The following is a 15,956-nucleotide window of genomic DNA, read 5'->3' on the forward strand; positions in this document are numbered from 1 at the left end:
TTTAATAATTATTTAGCGCTAATAACGGGGTTGTCGGCACTGCCACTAATTTGGTAGCCATAAATATCGGCAAGCTGCGCAAGCTCAGGCGACAAGGCAAGGCCGTTGTCTGTATCAAACAATAGTCCTAACGTTTTTAATAAGTCAGCTTTATTATTTTTTAAAATTGCATAGCAGATATTATCAATCTTAGTAATATTCGGGTTGGGTGATGCGCGGTCGTTATTTGGGCTCAACTCAGCCGAGTTTAGTTGCGAAAGCAAACTTAGAATTAGACTAAGCTCATGATCAGACTGAGAGTTTAGCTGTTTTATCTCAGGCTCTTTTTGTTCATTATCATTTAACATAACTACTAGCGATGTATAAATAAACAAAGTAGCGAATATGAGAATAAAATATAAAAAAACCCTGTTATGACTTATATTCACAGCAATTCCTTTTGTAAAACCATTTAAAACTTTAATAACCTTACACCAGCAATAAAGACCATCAAAAAAATCATTAAAAAAACAAACAAAAGAACCGAAGTAAAAATAAAGAACCAGTAATTTTTAACGATTTAAAGCAAGATAAAAAGCTCACCATGCAAGGCTTTATCGTGATTGATTACTTTGATCAGTTCCCTGAGTTTATTGAACAAATGGGCGCGTGGATCGGCGAAGGTAAATTAAATCTGAAGAAACAGTTTACCATGGCATCGAAAATGCTGTTGATGCATTTCTTGGCCTGTTCGAAGGTAAAAATAAAGGAAAAATGCTGGTAAAGCTTTAACACTTAATAGCTAATAAAGCCTGTATCTTAGTTGGTACAGGCTTCTTATTATCATTATCAGTCATTCAAAATCGATAAATACGCAAGTTCTGCTAGTTTTTCTAATGATGACGTTGCTTTAGAATCTGGCTTTTTAGCATGAACAGAGTAACGCCTTTTTGGGATTTTAACTTGAATAAAACCATGATTATTGGCCATATCAATACGCAGCATTTCACGCTCTTTTGGCGTTAAATGATTTTCATGGATCTTTTCAAGCTCACCATGATCGAGCCAAATAGCTGCACAGTTTGGGCACTCGTCTATTTCAACCACTTTTAGTGGACTAAAAAAACGCCGCATCATCACCACGTCAGGGCACTTCGGGCAATTAATTCGCGTTGCTATATCAACACATTCTGTTGGCAAGGTTTTTAAATGAGCCACCAGCACTTGCGCGGGTTTTAAACTTGGATCGCTAAAGTGAAATATTTGTCGGTTATCAAAAAATACGCCACCAGATTTTGATAAATATACTTTAACATCGCCAATACTCACTGCTTCAAGGGCTGTTTTAGTACGTGGGCAAAACATATTACATCCTTGTTTTTATAATTAATTTAGCGCTTTTGTTATTAACGGCTTAAGTGGCTCAGGTAAGCTGATGTGTCCAGCTAATACAAAGTCATGTGCTTCATCTGACATTTTTTGCCATGTTTTACGAATAATACCCAGCCATTTTTGTTCATCGTAATCAGGCTTGCTACTTGCAAAGTCAAGCATGTAATGCTCAATAAACACGAGGCTGGCGATATCTTCAATCAATTGGCTATCAGGATTTCGTTTTATATTTTTTTTAGCAACGGCTGCATAAACACGCTCACAATCAGCCGTTGAATAACCAGCCGCTTTCATGAGAGCTGTTACACGCTCAGCATGAAAATCATATAAAGCAGTGCGCCATTGATAATAACCTTGCTTACCCATAGGAAAATCACTGCGCGGAGAGCGCCAGCGCTCAATATGTTGCCCTCGGGCAGCAATATGCATTAGCTCATCGGCTTGAGGCTTAAAACGATTGAGCATATCGGTCATACGCATGGCATATAAACCTTCTTTTGCAAATTCTTGTTCATCGACTAGAACTCGGTTTGGGTCTACTGCATTGGCTGTATCAATGGCTTTAATTACGGCGGTATACATCATGGGTTCTCATTGTTATTGCTTCAAAGTGATTGTAAATGGCAACAATCACTTTAGCTATATTGCATCAGGCGATCTGGTACTGCTAGCTTGAGATCTAGTTTTGCAAAGTTAAATCAGCAGCAATACTTTGCTTTGGTTTTTCTATCATGCGCGCGAGCTCTTTTTCGCCATCGCTAACGATAATGGTTGGCGTATAAAGTAAATCGTGCTGCTTTGCTAAACCGCCAGGATCAAGCTTATCGTAGCCTACAGCCACTAATTTAAGGGATCCTAATTGCACATTCGCTGTATCAATAAGTTTTAAAAAACGAGGGACTTCACGTTTAGAGTCATGGCACCAAGTGCCTAAAAACACTAACACTTGCTTACCTTGCAGTGCTCTTATAGTACTTAGCTCTTCTTCACTGGGTGAGTAATCATTATATTCTTCACTAAAAGCAGGATAGTCTTTAAGTAAGTCTGCAACGCTGATATCTCCACTATAAGGACCTGAGCTTGCAAATGTAAAAGCAGAAAATAACAATAAAGCGATATAAACTAATTTTTTCATATTTTGTTCTCTGAATATTTTTCTCACCATAACCAATTTAACAGCAACACTCCAGCATGCTATTAACGTGAATCCTGTTTTTTGCAGCTTAAATTGGCATGTAAAGTAAATGCGAACTACTATATTAGATATATCTAATATAAGGCCTTACAATGCACACTTTAAGAACGATAGCGCTTTGCACCCTATTGCTTTCACCTAACCTTTATGCTGAAACGAATTCTGCTACCCTAGAAACCCAAGCAGCTGAGCGAGCAACTGAATTTGCCACTACGCTCAAATCAGCACTAGGAGCCGCTATAAAACAAGGCGGTTTAGTTGAAGGTATTAACGTGTGCAAAATGCAAGCCCCTGCTATTGCCGAAAGCTTATCAACCGATGGTTGGACTGTGGCACGTAAAAGCACTAAAAACCGAAATCCGAACAATAAACCAGATGACTGGGAAGCTGAGAAAATCGCCCAGCTAGTTGATATGTTCAGAAACTCAGAAAGCATTGATAATGTGACTTTCTCGACCAATAAAGATGGCCAATTCCGCTTTGCTAAAGCGATAAAAGTCGCGCCAGTTTGCCTCAATTGTCATGGTCAAACGATTGCGCCAGAAGTAAAGCAAGCGCTTAGCGAGCATTACCCAAATGATTTAGCGACAGGTTATCAGCTTGGTGATTTAAGAGGAATATTCTCTATTACCAAAGAACTCGACACGTCTGAGCCATAAAATATATGCCTTGTACTCGCATAGTTTGCTCTTAGCAATTAAAATACCCTTTTAAAATCAACCAAGGTGCCATTTATGTCTTTACCTCCTTGCCCACAATGTAACTCTGAATACGTGTATGAAGATCAAAACAACTTAGTATGCCCAGAGTGCGCTCATGAGTGGGATCCAAATGCTGTTAATAACGTTGATGTAATCGATGTAAGAGATGCTAACGGTACCTTATTGGTCGATGGCGATAAAGTGACCGTTGCTAAAGATTTAAAAATTAAAGGCAGCTCACAAGTAATTAAAATTGGCACCAAAGCCGTGATCCGCCGCGTGTTAGATAAAAAAGACCACGCACTAGACTGTAAAGTTGATGGCGTAGGTGAAATGATGGTAACTGCTAAGTTTGTTAAAAAAGCCTGATAGCATAATCAAGATTGTTATTGCTGTGAATAATTACACAGCAATTTCAATAAGCTAACTTTTTTAATAGCCAAACTTTTCAACAACAATCCCCGTTACTTCACAATGTTCGCAGCTCAACTGCCAGCCAGCAATCCATGTGGTTGCACTAAGGTTTCCTTTGCAAAGTGGGCAAACTTCGCCAGCAAACGTACTGGGAGTAATATCTTTAGCTTGCTTAGAAAACGGTCTTAAAAACCAAAGAATATTATCATCAATACTGATAGTTAGATCGTGGCGAAGCGTCTCGCAATAAGCATCAAACACCGCTTGTTTGTACTGTTTTTCGTCGTTTTTAAACAACCCACAGCCAATGCTCGAAGTGCTTTTCAAGCCTGAAGGTGACTGATTTTGTTATTTCTGATGCTATGCATGAATAAAGGTAAGCAATAAAGCATGCTTACCTTTATAGGGCGTGTTGAAATTTAACTAAATTTGTTTTGGTAATTTAGTCGATATAACGGCGGTAACAACAATAAAAAACAGCGATATAGCCAAACACGCTGCTAAGCCATACACCTGAAACACTAAGCCCGACAGCACAGTGCCAATTAAGCGTCCCATAGCATTAGCCATATAGTAAAACCCGACATCGAGTGATACGCCATCGGCGTCAGCCATGCTAACAATTAAGTAGCTGTGCAAAGATGAGTTAATTGCGAATAACACACCAAATAACATCAACCCGCCTATCAGCATTGGTTTTACAGCCCAGTCAAAACCAATAGCAAGGGCAATGACTAAGGTGACTAAAGCAAGCAAGGATGCCCACTTAACTGTTTCTGCACTTGGTGATGTTTGCTTATTAAGCTTAATGATTTTAGGTGCAAAAGATTGCACAGCCCCATATCCAATAACCCAACTCGCTAAGAAGGCACCCACGGTCCAGTGGTCCCAATCAAAGGCTTGTGATAAAAATACCGGTAGTGCAACTACAAACCAAACATCACGCGCACCAAACAAAAATAACCTCGCGGCTGACAAGATATTAATTGAATTACTCTTTGAAAATATCTCGTTAAACTTAGGTTTGTTTTTGGCTTTGCCTAAATCATTTTTAAGTGCAAAAAGACTAAAACACCACACCACCAGCAAAGTGGCAGCCATCGCGAGCATTGCACCTTTAAACGACATTAATGTGAGAAGTAAGCCACCTAAAAAGAAGCCCACACCTTTTAAGGCGTTTTTAGAGCCTGTTAGTATCGCCACCCATTTAAACAAGGTGCCTTCTTGGCCACTGGCAACCAGCATTTTAATTGAGCTTTTAGCACTCATTTTATTGAGATCTTTTGCAATGCCCGACAGAGCCTGCGCTAACATCACATAGGCAACACTCAGCCATTCAGCGGGGACTGCCAACATGAACAAGGCTGCAACCTGTATGGCAAGGCCAATATTCATGGTTTTGTTTAAACCAAGCCTTGCGCCTAAATAGCCGCCCACTAAGTTAGTGACAACACCAAAAATCTCATAAAACAAAAACAGCATGGCAATACTCAAAGGCGAGTAGCCAAGCGCATGAAAATGCAGTACCACCAACATTCTCAATGCGCCATCTGTTAGCGTAAATGCCCAGTAATTCCCGGTGACAATTAAGTACTGCTTTATATCAGCGGGAAGATTAGCCAAACGCGTCATTTCTTTTAACCTTGTAGTGATCGCGCAACTTTACGGGCAAGTTCGGCGGTGCGGTTTGCATAACCCCATTCGTTATCGTACCAAACATACAGCTTAACTTGAGTCTCGTTGACAACCATGGTTGATAGCGCATCAACAATGCTTGAGCGTGGATCAGTTTTGTAATCGATAGAAACAAGTGGCTTTTCTTCATAGCCCAAAATGCCTTTTAGCTCACCTGCTGCGGCTTCTTGCATCCACTGGTTAATTTGCTCAGCGGTAGTTGGCTTTGTAACCTCAAACACACAGTCAGTGATTGATGCATTTGCTAAAGGCACACGAACCGCGTGGCCGTTTAATTTGCCTTTAAGTTCAGGGAAAATATGTGTGATCGCCGTTGCAGAGCCGGTTGTAGTTGGAATTAAGCTCATGCCGCATGCGCGAGCACGGCGCAAATCTTTATGCGGCGCATCTAAGATAGTTTGCGTGTTAGTAATATCGTGAATAGTGGTCATTGAACCATGTTTGATACCAATTTTTTCTTGCAATACTTTAACCACAGGCGCTAAACAGTTGGTAGTGCACGATGCTGCTGTAACAATATCATGCTGATTTACATCGTATAAATCATCGTTTACACCCATTACAATATTCAGCACACCGTCTTCTTTTACAGGCGCAGTTACAACAACTTTCTTCACACCTTGATCAAGATATGCCTGAAGTAGTGACTTTTCTTTCATCACGCCAGAGGCTTCAATAACGATATCGCAGCCAGACCAATCGGTGTCTGCAATTGCTTTATTTTGCGTGACGTTAATTACGTGACCATCGATGATCACAGCGTTGTCGTTACTTTCAACCTCATGAGGCCAAATACCGTGTACCGAATCATACTTTAGTAAGTGAGCTAATGTAGCTGCATCACCCGCAGGGTCATTAATTTGCACAAACTCAACGTCGTCCCATGCAAACGCTGCTCTTAGCGATAAACGCCCCATGCGGCCAAAACCATTAATGCCTACTTTAATTGCCATTGTTAAGCTCCTACTTTTTAAAATTGTCTAACTTGTTTTACCGGGTTTGCCGACAGTTAACAGCAAACCGTTTTGTTTAATTGCAACAGCGCGCCACACGAGTTGGGCGATTATCCCCCATCGCATTTAGCCTTGCTAACTCGTTTTCTATGAAATTCGGTTCGTTTACCACGGTCGAGGTAATTGTTTGTTTCATCCACATAGGTAGAGTCGGGTTTAAAGAGTAAAACACCCACTGCTGGTGTTTTCTATCCGACAAAATGCCCTGTTTTTTAAGTTGCGCTAAATGCCTTGAAACCTTTGGCTGGCTCTGCTCGTTAAGTGCCGTCATTAGTTCGCATACGCAAACCTCTTGCTCAACGGCGATAAGCAATAAGCTTTTTAAACGAATATCATCTGCAAGGGCTTTATAAAATGTGGTTGGCGAAATCGATGCTGGTTTTTCTTTGTTATGGGATTGCACAAACTGTTTAATTCGCTCATTGAGCTCTTGCAAGGTTTTTTCAAAGGCGTGAGGTCCAGGACGCGTTTTAGGATCAATAAAGTCCCATGCAAGGCAATGGCTGCCATCGACGCGATTAGCACATTCTTTTACAGCGTCATCACATAGGGTAATGACGTAATCAAAATGCAGATTAGTGACATCGTTTAAGTGTTTTGAGTGTAAGTCATGGGTTTTTAAGCCAAAATGTTCAATCGCCGCAAGCGTACGAGGGTCTACCGCATAAGGTTCAGTACCCGCACTAAACACCTCAAACTCACCTTTACCATGATGTTTAAGCAACGCTTCAGCCATAATTGATCGGGCTGAATTTTCTGTACATAAAAAGAGAACTTTCACGACTCACTCCATAACAATTTGGTTATATAATATTTTTGTTATATAAAGTGCGCAAGTTATTTTTCTTGATGACTTAGTTTAAATTGAACTAAAGAAAGAATCTGGCGCATCTGTGCGCCAGCTTAGATTTTGCCGTGTTTAGAGGGTTATTTTGCTTGTAAGGTTAAATAGTCACTCATGACTTTTTCAAGCTGATCGTAATCTTTTTGCTGAGTAACAGCCCCTGCGACCACCACCTGCGTTGTTGGCTCATACATCACCAAAGTGCCCCAAAAGCCACCATGTTGATAAACTAACGTGCCGTTATATTCTTTTGCGAATACACCCAAACGATAAGGACTATCTGCAGGTAAGCCTTTATCAGATAGCATGAGTTTGAGCGTTTCTGAGTGTTTGAAGACCTTACCTGAAAATAAAGCCTGATAAAATTTAGCCATACCGATTGGGCTGGCAACAAGCCCACCGCCACCATATAAATCGACTGTTGGGCTCCAATTAAAAGTGTCGGTGCCATGCAAATATTGATGTACGCGTCGCGACTCATCCACAGCAACTGTATCACCACGTTCCCAGACCACATTTTCGATATGATTTTTATCGAAACTTAAGTATTGGCGAACCGCTTCAGGTAGCGGTAAATCTGTCACTCTTTCAATAATATGGCCGAGTAACACATACCCGGTATCTGAATATGAGAAACGTTCACCAGGTTTACCAACTGGGTCGCCCCACTCTACACACCCTTTAATTTGCTCGCGCATCATAATATCTCGCTGCGGATTTGCCATTATGCCAGCTAAATACTGATCGCTTTGGGCGTGATCGTATAACCCTGCCGTATGACTCAGCACTTGCTTTAGCGTCATTTTATCTAGGGCATAGCCATCGCTTTCAAGAAGCGCAAAAAAGTCGTCAGAAATTAACTTATCAAGCGTTGTATCAAGGTTTAATTTACCTTCTTCATGCAAACGTAGCACCGTTGCCGCAGTGAAGGTTTTAGTGACACTGGCAATTCTAAATAAACTATTTGGGTTAATAACTTGCGGCGCATTTTCTTTACTTTGCTTTGCCGTTGAAAAAGCATGTCCATCATCAACAATCACATGAAGTGCAAAACCTGTAAGGGGAGCTTGTTGATTTGCATTGAGAATTTGCCCCATTAAAGCGTGGTGAGTTTCGAGAGGCTTTGTAGGCTCTGCAGTCACAGGTAAAGCCACCAGCGATAGAGCAACAAATAAAGAGCTTAGCGTTTTTTTACTCGCTTGAGAACACCGACGTTCCATAACATTTTCCTTAAATATAGTCCTTAAATAGCGCCTACAGCTTTCGAAAAAAGGCAATTAAGCAGCCTAAAACTGCTTAACTGACATTAACAAACGACTTTCGCCTTGTCGAATTAATAAGTTAATACTACTTTATGAGCATATTCACAGCCATAATTACCAATAGCCCCGCAAAGATTTTTTTGATGGTAGACACAGGTAAATGATGCGTTGCTTTTGCACCTAATGGCGCGGTAAACCACGAAGTACAAACAATACCAAACAAGGCAGGCAAATAAACAAAACCAGCAAAGCCTTCTTTTAATGTAAAGTACTGACTGCCAGAACTGATGTAACCCACTGAGCCAAATAGCGCAATGACAATACCGCACGCCGAAGCACAGCCAATAGCTTTTTTCATATCGACCGAGAAAAACGTCAGTAACGGCACAAGTACCGCACCACCGCCAATGCCTATCATGGCAGACAGCCCCCCCGTGATGCTTGTATAAAATGTTAAAAGGCCTTTATTAGGTAGCGAGCGTGTTGTTTGGCTATCATTTTTACTGCCTAAAATCATTTTTAGTGCAATAAGCAATACACTCACAGCAAATACAATTCGCACTACATGTTCTGGTAATAGTGAAGCCAAAAAGCCACTGATAAGTGCGCCTAATGCAACCCCTGTCATCACCCACGGAGCCAATTGCCAAGGCACATTGCCATTTTTGTGGTGGGCAATAGCTGATGAGGTTGAAGTAAACAGAATTGAGGCAAGCGATGTAGCAATCGCCACCAGCACAACTTGCTCAGCTGGTAACACCTGAAAGTGCAGCAAGATCATGCTTAATATGGGCACAATCACCAAACCGCCACCAATTCCTAATAGCCCAGCTAAAAAGCCAACCCCGCTGCCAAGTACGGCGCAAGCAATAATAAGCACGATTAATTCGTTCATTGTATTTGTCTGTGTTGTTGATTTAGGGAACCGAGTATAACAACAATAAAGTACGGTGTTGCTCTCAAAAGTCCTGTTAAGTAGTGAATATTACTCACGTTTTATATGAAATTACTGCAACTCCAACAAATCAATTTAGAAATCTAGACGTCCAAAATGACTTAAAAGCATTTTTTCACTATCCGTTCCTAAAAGTTTTACTAAAACAGTAAATATTTATGAATCTGCCTCATGTTTTACCTGAAATAAAAACGTTTTTCTTCATGATACTAAGCACGTATAAATTGATACCCAAGCCACCTCAAAGTTAATGACCTAGCGATTTAAGGAAGGTGAGCAGCAATCATTTATCTCAGGAAATATGGACACATTGCTATGAACAACGATTTTAAATATACAGTTAAAAGTTTAAAGCTAGACGAAAATTATCACCCATCTAACAGCACGCGTATTACAACTAACTTTGCTAACTTGGCACGAGGCGCAAGCCGTCAACAAAATTTGCGTAATGCATTAAAAATGATTGATAGCCGCTTTAATGCACTAGCAAATTGGGATAACCCGCAAGGCAACCGCTATTCAGTAGAACTTGAAATCATTTCGGTTGATTTAGAAATTGCGGGGAGCGCTGAAGCTTTCCCATCTATTGAGGTATTAAAAACCAACATCATTGATCACCAAACTAATGAACGTATCGAAGGAATTGTTGGTAATAACTTTTCATCGTATGTACGTGATTACGACTTTAGCGTGCTATTGCTTGACCATAATAAAAACAAAACAGAGTTTACTATTCCAGATAACTTTGGTGATCTTCATGGCAAACTTTTTAAAAGCTTTATAAATTCAGAAACCTATAAACAACACTTTAAAAAACCTCCTGTTATTTGTTTAAGCGTTTCTGATAATAAAACCTATCATCGCACTGAAAACCAACACCCGATTTTAGGTGTTGAGTATCAACCGAATGAGTCGTCATTAACCGAGCAATACTTTAAAAAAATGGGCTTACAGGTGCGCTATTTTATGCCACCAAACACGGTTGCTCCGCTGGCGTTTTATTTCTTTGGTGACTTGCTGAACGATTACACCAACTTAGAGTTGATCAGTACGATTAGCACCATGGAAACATTCCAAAAAATTTATCGTCCAGAAATTTATAACGCCAATGCCGTGGCGGGTAGTTGCTATCAACCAAATTTAAGAAACAACGATCACTCTATCACGCAAATCGTTTACGACCGTGAAGAGCGCAGCCAACTGGCTGTTGCACAAGGTAAATTTACTGAACAACACTTTATTAAGCCTTATCAATCAGTACTTGAGAAGTGGTCTGCTAACTGCACTATTTAATGAGAGTAAAAATGAAAAAGTTATTACCGACATCTACAGCAGGCAGTTTACCAAAACCTGCTTGGCTTGCTGAGCCTGAAACCTTATGGTCGCCTTGGAAATTGCAAGGCGCAGAACTTAACGACGGCAAACAAGACGCACTACGCGTTGCCTTACAAGAGCAACAACAAGCTGGCGTTGATATCGTGAGCGATGGCGAGCAAACCCGCCAGCACTTTGTAACGACCTTTATCGAACACTTAAATGGCGTTGACTTTGAAAACCGTAAAACCGTAACCATTCGTAATCGCTACGAAGCAAGTGTTCCGAGTGTGATTGGCCCGGTATCACGCAGCAAACCAGTGTTTGTTGAAGACGCGAAGTTTTTACGTTCGCAGACCAAGCAACCTATAAAATGGGCGCTGCCAGGGCCTATGACCATGATCGACACCTTGTACGACGCGCACTATCAAAGCCGTGAACAACTGGCGTGGGAATTTGCCAAAATCCTCAATCAAGAGGCAAAAGAGCTCGAAGCCGCGGGTGTTGATATTATTCAATTTGATGAGCCTGCGTTTAATGTGTTCTTCGATGATGTGAATGACTGGGGCATTAAGTGCCTAGAAAGAGCAATCGAAGGCTTAAAGTGCGAAACCGCCGTACACATTTGCTACGGCTATGGCATCAAAGCCAACACTGACTGGAAACAAACACTGGGCAATGAATGGCGCCAATACGAAGAAGTATTCCCAAAACTTCAAAAGTCGAATATCGATATTATTTCGCTGGAGTGCCACAACTCTCGCGTACCTATTGAGCTATTAGCACTGATACGCGGCAAAAAAGTGATGGTTGGCGCCATTGATGTAGCAAGCAATGAAATTGAAACCCCTGACGAGGTAGCACACACATTACGTGAGGCGCTTAAATATGTTGATGCCGATAAGCTTTATCCATGCACAAATTGCGGTATGGCTCCCCTCCCTCGCCACATAGCAAGCGCCAAGCTCAGTGCGCTAAGTAAAGGTGCAGAAATTGTGAGGGGGGAGATTCTAGCGGCTAGGCTCTAAGAGTAGTTGCGAGTTTCTAGGGGAAAGGGGGGGAAGTTGCGAGGTTCGAGATGCTAGGTGTGCATCTACCTCATCCCTTGTCGGCATAAATGACGACCTTGTAGGTCGGGCTTTAGCCCGTCAAATTTTAAATTTGGAATAGAGCCGGATTATACGTAAGCGTGAAACGTGTTTCGCGCGCCCGAGAACTTAATCCCTAGCGCCACTGTTAACCTTTAGGGTGTTTAAGCTCAAGCAAGTCCCATTTGTTGCCATATAAATCCTGAAACACCACCACAGTGCCGTAAGGCTCTTCTCTTGGTGATTCATTAAATACAACACCTTTACTTTTCATGCTGTTGTAATCACGCCAAAAGTCATTGCTGTGTAAAAACAAAAATACTCGACCACCGGTTTGATTACCAACAGCGTGCATTTGCTGTTGATTACTGGCTTTTGCAAGTAGCAGGTGTGTACCATTAGAACCCGGTGGCGAGACTAAAACCCACCGTTTTCCCTCGCCTAAATCGGTATCTTCAATCAATGTAAATTGTAATTTTTCGGTGTAGAAGGCTATGGCTTCATCGTAATCATTTACCACCAGTGCAACACTGCCGATGTGTTGCTTTATCTCATTTTTCATTACAAAACCTTGCTGCATAAAACCCATTTGGATTATCAGTGTGCCTATTAACGAAAAACAAAACAACTGATTAAGTGAATGACAGTTTAAAGCCGCAGCACAGCAATATCAGCGGATAAAAAACAAGAAAATAAAGAATAAAATATTCAAAGAAAAGACACCAAAAAAGCTCAACCAATTGTTTTAATTGATCATGTATATATAAACACCAGAAAAACCACCTCGTCCCCAAAACGAAAAAAACAATTAAATACAAAAAGTTAAAGATTTTTAGGTACAAAACAAAAGAAAATCCAAAAACACCAAATAAATAATAAAATATTCTTGATCTGTTATATATTTGTACTATTTTAATTTAAGCAGCGACTGTATAGGTGTTGTATTTCGGTCACTGGTAATTAAAAAGCAAGATCCTTTAAGGGTCTTAGTTTCGCTATTAATGCTCAGTAACAACGAGTCAGATTAAAATAATAACAAATTTGAAAGGTGCAAAATGAAAGCTCTTCGCTTATCTAAAATGACCATTGCAGTTCAGTCAGCAATGCTATTGACTGCAAGTATGTCAATGCCAACCTTTTCACAAGAGGTGAAAAAGGACTTACCCACAAATAAAAATTCAGAAAAAAATCTCAAAGATGAAGAAATCGAAGTTATTCAAGTAACAGGTATTCGCTCATCTTTGCGTGAGAACTTGAATAACAAACGATATTCAGATGTTATTGTTGATTCTATTAATACAGAAGATATTGCCAAAAACCCTGATAAAAATATGGCTGAAGCGTTGCAACGTGTGGCTGGGGTACAAATTGAGCGACAATTTGGTGAAGGCTCTAAAGTGTCTATTCGTGGCACGTCACCCGAACTAACCAATACCCTAGTTAATGGTCAATCAGCCAAATCAGCATCCTATTTACCAGGCCAATCAGAAAGTAATGCCTTTGATTTTTCAAATATTCCAGCAGAGCGTGTTTCTAAAATTGAAGTCCATAAATCAGCCCGTGCCGACCTTGATGCCGGTGGTATTGGCGGCACCGTCATATTACATACTAAAAAACCTTTGGAACAAGAAGATGGCTATGGGTATTTTAATGTTGAATCAGAGTATAACGACTCTTCAAAGAAGTATTCACCCCAAGTATCAACAGCCTATAACTTTGTCTCTGAAAATAAAAAGTTTGGCGCTTCAATTAGCGTAAGTCATCAACAACGCAAGGCATTTCGTACCGGTTTTGAATCAGATGGTATTGCTGGTAATGAAGGCGCGATCAGCACAGGCTTTGCACAAACAGATGCAATAGAGTGTCCTACAGAAGCATGTGCGAGCAGCGATATCAATCTGCGCCATATGAACAATCATGCCCTAATCATTACACGTCACATGGCGTTAAATGGTTATACCTACGGTGACTTAGAAGCAGTCGCAAATAATGGTGCTTATTGGCCAACAGAAGATCCCAGTAACTCTGGTGTATGGAACAACTATACACAAAATTGGGGGCAACTAGATGAAGTGATAGACCCAACTTATATTGACCCAGTATGGGGGCTTTTTTGGGGTAGCAGAAGAGAAGCAGGGTTAGGTCAAACTCCTGCTAGAACATTAGGTAACATGGTCTACGCGCCAGCTTTCTCAACCGATGAAAGCCGCCTAGATACAACTTTAAACTTTCAGTGGGCACCTATTGATAACTTAAGTTTAAACCTAGAGATAAATCAGAATAAGTCTGATCGAGATAATAAAAATGACAATTTATATGCTCAACCACACCGTATTGTGCAACTGCTGTATAGCAACGAAGTGCCTGGCATAGATCCCCGACTCGTGATGGATCCTGAACGCGATATTGTTTTATCAGCAACCTACCCTATTGATGGCACTAATTTAGTTCGCGGTGCAGGCATGGTCTGGGATGGTAACAACTATTACGATGGCGATATTCGATGGGGTGAAATGATCCGTCGCGACTCAAACGATAGAAGTGGCACCGAAACTGAACAAAATCGCTACCATCTTACTGTTGATTTTGAACACGATGACTTTGTAATGAAGTTTCAAGCTGGTCACACAGAAGCAGAGAGTACCGTACTCGATCGTGGAACCACACTTGCCAGTCGTTATGGGGATTACGAAACGCTTTACTCAGGTGACGATGCATCTTTAAAAATCCCAACTTATGAAGGGGTCAATTTAGGGTATGGATATAACCCCGATACCGGCAAAGTATATTGGGGGCTTGAGGCTGACCCATCACTAACAGGGCAAGCGCTTATCGATGCACAACAGCGCGCTAAAAACTTCTTGCTTGCGCCTACTAACGAGTTTTATTTACTAACAGGTGGCTTAAATAACTCTGCTCGCTACCGTGAAAACACCGAAGATTTTCTGCAAGGAGATATTACGTGGTCTTTCGAGAATGACTTTTATATTGATAGCATCAAATTTGGCGCTAAGTATCGCGATATAGAACGTACACAGCGCTACTATACAGAAGGAGCGCGTTTTCATGGCTATGCAAATGAATCAAGTGATTTCCCTCTCATTCTGGCAGAGCAAATTGTAGGTGGTACGGTATCTGGCTTAGACTCTGCGGGTCATGATATACCAAATGAATATTTTGATATCGACCAAGCAAAACGTGACTCGTTGCTCAATGATCACTTTTTATTACTCAATTCAGAAGGCACACCGAATGAAGGTGCTTGTGTAGATGCAATCGCAAACTCAGCAAACCCTGAAAACTATTATGGCTGTCGTTCTGGTTTAACTGAATCGGCAGGATCAGCCTATAAAGTAACTGAAGAATTACTAGCCTATTATGCAATGGCAAACTTCAGTGGTGAAAAATTCAGAGGTAATGTAGGTATTCGCGTAGTCGACACACAACGAGAATCTGTCGGTAATGAAGTGGCAAAAGATGAAAATGGTCAGCTTCTTTCATACCCTATTGATGAAACCGATCCAAATTATGTCGCGGGTCTTGCTGGTTTTAATCAGTATTCGCCGCTTGTGCAAAAAAGTAGTACTAAAGACTATTTACCAAGTTTTAATATTGCTTATGACCTTGCTGACGATCTTGTTCTAAGAGCCGCCGCGTCAAAGAATATTTCTCATCCGAGCCTTACTCAGCTCAGAAGTAACTTTAGCTTAGTAACCGAACGCTACCGATTCTACACTGACGGTAGACAGCAAGATTTAACCCCAAATGGAGATGCTGAGCGCCTACCAATGGATTCGCAGCGCCGAGGATCGGTTGGTAATCCAAACTTAGGTTCATATTCATCAGTCAACTCTGAAGTAGGCGTAGAATGGTACTTTGCTGAGTCATCTATTTTTGCCATTACAGCCTTTCAAAAAGATATTAAAGATATGGTGCGATCATCATCTCAAGTTCAAGACTTAAGTTACCTAGGGGATGAAGGGAAAACAGATGATAACGGTTACTCAATATACGGAGACTACGTTGTTAGTTCTTACTTCAATACAGGTGAGCAAAAAGTAAAAGGGCTTGAATTTCAGTTACAACATGATTTCGGTAATGGTT

The 15,956-nt window shown here is 40.9% G+C and carries 17 protein-coding genes; 6 read left to right on the forward strand and 11 right to left on the reverse strand.

The genetic code is table 11. From position 1 onward, the window contains the following. Positions 1 to 8 precede the first annotated feature (8 nt). Positions 9 to 347, reverse strand: coding sequence for a hypothetical protein (locus L1264_RS18295; protein WP_199527490.1), 339 nt, complete (start codon positions 345 to 347; stop codon positions 9 to 11). A gap of 236 nt (positions 348 to 583) precedes the next feature. Between L1264_RS18295 and L1264_RS18300 the strand changes: the two genes are divergently transcribed. Further along, entirely contained in the window at positions 584 to 763 is a 180-nt protein-coding gene (locus L1264_RS18300; RefSeq protein WP_235404350.1) for a hypothetical protein, read from the forward strand. Between the two features lie 65 nt (positions 764 to 828). Here L1264_RS18300 and L1264_RS18305 read toward each other — a convergent pair whose 3' ends face one another. The 3 genes from L1264_RS18305 to L1264_RS18315 form a co-directional block, all read right to left on the reverse strand. Further along, positions 829 to 1,344, reverse strand: coding sequence for a TFIIB-type zinc ribbon-containing protein (locus L1264_RS18305; RefSeq protein WP_199527489.1), 516 nt, complete (start codon positions 1,342 to 1,344; stop codon positions 829 to 831). Between the two features lie 21 nt (positions 1,345 to 1,365). Then, positions 1,366 to 1,953, reverse strand: a complete 588-nt coding sequence (locus L1264_RS18310) for a DUF4202 domain-containing protein (RefSeq protein WP_199527546.1) — start codon at positions 1,951 to 1,953, stop codon at positions 1,366 to 1,368. A gap of 97 nt (positions 1,954 to 2,050) precedes the next feature. Then, entirely contained in the window at positions 2,051 to 2,506 is a 456-nt protein-coding gene (locus L1264_RS18315) for a TlpA family protein disulfide reductase (protein WP_199527488.1), read from the reverse strand. A 152-nt stretch (positions 2,507 to 2,658) separates the two neighbouring features. On the opposite strand from L1264_RS18315, the gene L1264_RS18320 reads away from it, so the two are divergent. Continuing rightward, on the forward strand, positions 2,659 to 3,225 hold the full coding sequence (locus L1264_RS18320) for a Tll0287-like domain-containing protein (protein WP_199527487.1): 567 nt from the start codon (positions 2,659 to 2,661) through the stop codon (positions 3,223 to 3,225). Between the two features lie 75 nt (positions 3,226 to 3,300). After that, positions 3,301 to 3,636 (forward strand): zinc ribbon domain-containing protein YjdM, encoded by a 336-nt coding sequence (locus tag L1264_RS18325; RefSeq protein ID WP_199527486.1) that lies wholly within the window; start codon positions 3,301 to 3,303, stop codon positions 3,634 to 3,636. 63 nt (positions 3,637 to 3,699) lie between these two features. On the opposite strand, the gene L1264_RS18330 is transcribed toward L1264_RS18325, so the two are convergent. From L1264_RS18330 to L1264_RS18355, 6 genes are all read right to left on the reverse strand, one after another. Further along, on the reverse strand, positions 3,700 to 3,978 hold the full coding sequence (locus L1264_RS18330) for a hypothetical protein (protein ID WP_135926776.1): 279 nt from the start codon (positions 3,976 to 3,978) through the stop codon (positions 3,700 to 3,702). 126 nt (positions 3,979 to 4,104) lie between these two features. Then, positions 4,105 to 5,313, reverse strand: coding sequence for an organoarsenical effux MFS transporter ArsJ (gene arsJ / locus L1264_RS18335; protein ID WP_199527485.1), 1,209 nt, complete (start codon positions 5,311 to 5,313; stop codon positions 4,105 to 4,107). A gap of 5 nt (positions 5,314 to 5,318) precedes the next feature. Next, entirely contained in the window at positions 5,319 to 6,329 is a 1,011-nt protein-coding gene (locus L1264_RS18340; RefSeq protein ID WP_199527484.1) for an ArsJ-associated glyceraldehyde-3-phosphate dehydrogenase, read from the reverse strand. 76 nt (positions 6,330 to 6,405) lie between these two features. Next, entirely contained in the window at positions 6,406 to 7,170 is a 765-nt protein-coding gene (locus tag L1264_RS18345; protein ID WP_199527483.1) for a metalloregulator ArsR/SmtB family transcription factor, read from the reverse strand. 146 nt (positions 7,171 to 7,316) lie between these two features. Further along, positions 7,317 to 8,453, reverse strand: a complete 1,137-nt coding sequence (locus L1264_RS18350; RefSeq protein WP_199527482.1) for a serine hydrolase domain-containing protein — start codon at positions 8,451 to 8,453, stop codon at positions 7,317 to 7,319. Between the two features lie 127 nt (positions 8,454 to 8,580). Beyond that, positions 8,581 to 9,390, reverse strand: coding sequence for a sulfite exporter TauE/SafE family protein (locus L1264_RS18355; protein WP_135926767.1), 810 nt, complete (start codon positions 9,388 to 9,390; stop codon positions 8,581 to 8,583). Positions 9,391 to 9,765: 375 nt separating this feature from the next. Between L1264_RS18355 and L1264_RS18360 the strand changes: the two genes are divergently transcribed. Continuing rightward, entirely contained in the window at positions 9,766 to 10,743 is a 978-nt protein-coding gene (locus L1264_RS18360) for a DUF1852 domain-containing protein (RefSeq protein ID WP_199527481.1), read from the forward strand. An 11-nt stretch (positions 10,744 to 10,754) separates the two neighbouring features. Then, on the forward strand, positions 10,755 to 11,792 hold the full coding sequence (locus L1264_RS18365; RefSeq protein WP_199527480.1) for a methionine synthase: 1,038 nt from the start codon (positions 10,755 to 10,757) through the stop codon (positions 11,790 to 11,792). A 208-nt stretch (positions 11,793 to 12,000) separates the two neighbouring features. On the opposite strand, the gene L1264_RS18370 is transcribed toward L1264_RS18365, so the two are convergent. Continuing rightward, positions 12,001 to 12,414 (reverse strand): VOC family protein, encoded by a 414-nt coding sequence (locus tag L1264_RS18370; RefSeq protein ID WP_199527479.1) that lies wholly within the window; start codon positions 12,412 to 12,414, stop codon positions 12,001 to 12,003. A gap of 493 nt (positions 12,415 to 12,907) precedes the next feature. Between L1264_RS18370 and L1264_RS18375 the strand changes: the two genes are divergently transcribed. Further along, on the forward strand, positions 12,908 to 15,956 hold a 3,049-nt coding region (locus L1264_RS18375; RefSeq protein ID WP_235404352.1), incomplete at its 3' end, for a TonB-dependent receptor.

Source organism: Pseudoalteromonas sp. APAL1, assembly GCF_021532475.1.
GTDB classification, from domain to species: domain Bacteria; phylum Pseudomonadota; class Gammaproteobacteria; order Enterobacterales; family Alteromonadaceae; genus Pseudoalteromonas; species Pseudoalteromonas lipolytica_C.